Origin of the sequence: Thermococcus sp. 101 C5 (assembly GCF_009372125.1) — an archaeon.
In the GTDB taxonomy this organism is placed as follows: domain Archaea; phylum Methanobacteriota_B; class Thermococci; order Thermococcales; family Thermococcaceae; genus Thermococcus_A; species Thermococcus_A bergensis.
In genome coordinates this window covers 1-2,781 of sequence record NZ_WHIZ01000108.1, presented here as the reverse complement: position 1 = coordinate 2,781, position 2,781 = coordinate 1, and the positions used below count along the sequence as shown (strand labels likewise).

Here is a 2,781-nt window from a genome sequence, read left to right as displayed (position 1 = left end):
GGTAGGTTGTAGTATTGTTTAAAGAGGAGTATTGCCAGTATTGTTTTTACTGGAAATTTTTTGGATTTTGGCAGGTTCTTCAGCTTTCCTTCTGATTCGAAGTCTGCTAAAACGTCAAGAATTGCGAATGCCACGCTTTCAGGGTCTTTGAGTCTGTGATCCCATCTGGGGATCACGACAACCACCTGAAAGAATTCAGCAAAAACCCTAATAAAGGTTACTATAAACACGCCCCGGTCAACATTTTTAAGCTACTCCTCAAACAACACACGGTGAAAAGGAGATGGAAGAGTTTAAAAAAGCATTAGAAAGTAAGGACTGTCAAAAAGTCCTCGAGTACCTTGATGATTACCTAGAAATTATTGAAAGTGAACAGGAGCTTAGAGATCTCCTCCAAGAACTTGAAGAACTTGCCCTAGAATGTGAGGAAGAGGCTTATGAGCTTGCTCATGAAATTGCTCATATCTATGCCCACTTAGATGAACTTGAGAAGGGACTAGAAGTTTACAAGAGGCTCGTGGAGAAGTATAAAGACCAAGGAGAAAAATACCTAGATGCCCTCTACCATCTTGCAGATGCCTATGAACATTTTGGAATGCCAGATAAAGCTATAGAGACATATGAAAAGCTTCTGGAACTTGAAAGGGAACTTGGAAATAAAAAAGAAGAGGCCCTAACTCTGGCACACATTGCAATAAACTATGATGAGCTGGAAGAAATAGAAAAAGCAATAGAATTGATGGAAAAAGCAAGTGCAATGTTTAAAGAGCTTGGTGACGAAAGAAATTATCTCATAAGTTTGCTCGATTTGGCTCATTTTTACTATGAACTCGGGGACTATGAGAAGAGTGAAGAGCTCCTTTCAGAAATCTTAAAAGCTCCTAGAGATACTGAGATTGAAGTCAATGCACGGATAATTGAAGCTGAGATAAAAGCCGCGCAAGAAGACTTCAAAGGGGCATTCCAATCTCTAAAACAGGCTCTCTTAAAAGCATTGGAAGTTGACGATGAAGAGCTTTTCAGCATCGTATTTGAAGCAGTGTACAACTTTATAATGGAGCTCTTTGAGGAAAAAATGTACAAAGAAGTTTATGAAAACATAGGCAGTCTGGCAGATGCTTTTGAGGACATAAACGAGGAATACGAAAAGTTTTTCACTGCTGTAAAAGAGCTTGCAAAACTTAAAGACGGTCTAGATAATGAATACGACAGAGTCTATGGAACCATAAGCGTAGATGAGTTCAAAGAGCTGCTCGACGAACTTAAGAAAATTGGTACAAGCGTTTTGAGTGTAAGACTTTAAAAATTAGAATCAAAGGACGCCCTATCCTATTTTCCATTTTTCCAAAAAAATCGAAAAAGAGTAATCTACGAGCTTCCGGGCACTATCATCACGCTGAACTTGAAATCAAATTTTTCAGTAAGTAGTTTTCCTGGAGATTTTGGCCATATCAGGTAAAATTTATCCTTGCCTATTATTTTCCTGTCTTCTGAGATGCTATATACATGCACTTCGGTCACGGGAATAAAAAACAAGGGTCTTGTGATGACTACATGGTTTAATTTCTTTGGACTCAAGAGTGAGTGGCTTATCCCGGTGTCGTAGACTCTATATATCCTCATAAGACCTATAGATGGAACACCCGCTTTCTCAAAATCCTCTCTAGCAAAGTTGTATTCCGTTATTAGTGGCGAAGAAAGAATGCAGGAGGAGGAATAGCAGGTTATTTTTTCATCAACCGGCGAATAAATATAGAGGTACTGGTCGAGGATTTTAAAGCCTGAAAAAGAAGTAATTACAAAAGCCAGCAATATTAGAATTGCAAGTTGTTTTAGGTGATAGTCACCCTTTTTTATATAATGGTAGTATTTCCAGAACCACAGGAATATTACTGTTGGTATTGTGGCATAATACAGCACAAAAAATGTTCCAAAAGTCACCGGATCAGTAGCATGAGCATAATATGGCATAGCTTTATTTCCCCCTGTTTAAAAAATACCACTTAAACACTTAAAAATGTATCGGAAAGCCAGGTAGAATTTTACATTTTTCTTCCGAAAGCCTCGCCGTTCACAGCGATGGGCTAGAAAGGCTGCTCAAACTTTTAAAATTTTTCTCAAAATAAAAAATAAGGTTATCAAAATCTAGAAACTGTCTCAACTTCTGCACTTTCAACGTTTTCAAGTTGGGAAAATGCTTCTGCAACCTCATCAAAGGAATATCCTTCAGCATCTTTTCCAAGCACGTAGACTTTAAGTGCAACTAGCCCAAATGCAATTGGCTGCCTTTCAATCTTGGATATTCCATATTTGCCCTCAAATTTCTCCTCAAGTGTCTTCCTGACAGCTGCTTCTAGTTCGTCGAGGTTCACTTCCGGGTCGGTTGGCATAACCTTAATAACTCCTACCAAATTAAAGTCGCTCATTTTCTTCACCTCAAGGTCCTTCCCATCCGCACTTGGGGCACTTGTAGGTTACCCCAAGGACACGGCAGCTTTCACATCTCCATATAACTTCTTCTCCACAGTTCGGGCATATAAAGTGGGTAGCGTGCTCTCTTGGTGTTATCTCTTTTCCACATGATGTACATACAGGGATTGTCTCGGCCATTTCAAACCACCTCCTTAGAAATGAGGTTTTTTTGTCATCGTAATTCTTAACGCAATAAAGGGAGTCTATTTATAAAACTTTCGAGAGGGTCAGAGATACTGTTAGGATAAGCTGTGGGGTGTCAGGTTTAAGTTACTGGCAGTACTTTAGAAAAAGAAGGGGGAACATGAA

Annotated in this window: 5 protein-coding genes; 1 reads left to right on the top strand and 4 read right to left on the bottom strand. The window is 39.1% G+C overall.

Going from position 1 to position 2,781, the window contains the following annotated elements; genetic code table 11:
* Positions 1 to 230 (bottom strand): hypothetical protein (locus tag GBV73_RS10895; protein ID WP_152881022.1); only part of this gene is annotated, 230 nt, incomplete at its 3' end.
* Between the two features lie 53 nt (positions 231 to 283).
* Between GBV73_RS10895 and GBV73_RS10890 the strand changes: the two genes are divergently transcribed.
* Positions 284 to 1,303, top strand: coding sequence for a lipopolysaccharide assembly protein LapB (locus tag GBV73_RS10890; protein WP_152881309.1), 1,020 nt, complete (start codon positions 284 to 286; stop codon positions 1,301 to 1,303).
* 65 nt (positions 1,304 to 1,368) lie between these two features.
* On the opposite strand, the gene GBV73_RS10885 is transcribed toward GBV73_RS10890, so the two are convergent.
* The 3 genes from GBV73_RS10885 to GBV73_RS10875 all read right to left on the bottom strand — a co-directional run bounded on the left by GBV73_RS10885 (position 1,369) and on the right by GBV73_RS10875 (position 2,610).
* Positions 1,369 to 1,971: a hypothetical protein gene (locus GBV73_RS10885; RefSeq protein ID WP_042699808.1), complete on the bottom strand. Its 603-nt coding sequence runs from the start codon at positions 1,969 to 1,971 to the stop codon at positions 1,369 to 1,371.
* A 167-nt stretch (positions 1,972 to 2,138) separates the two neighbouring features.
* Positions 2,139 to 2,426, bottom strand: coding sequence for an elongation factor 1-beta (locus tag GBV73_RS10880; RefSeq protein ID WP_152881306.1), 288 nt, complete (start codon positions 2,424 to 2,426; stop codon positions 2,139 to 2,141).
* A 10-nt stretch (positions 2,427 to 2,436) separates the two neighbouring features.
* Positions 2,437 to 2,610, bottom strand: coding sequence for a zinc finger domain-containing protein (locus GBV73_RS10875; RefSeq protein ID WP_042699814.1), 174 nt, complete (start codon positions 2,608 to 2,610; stop codon positions 2,437 to 2,439).
* Positions 2,611 to 2,781: the final 171 nt, after the last annotated feature.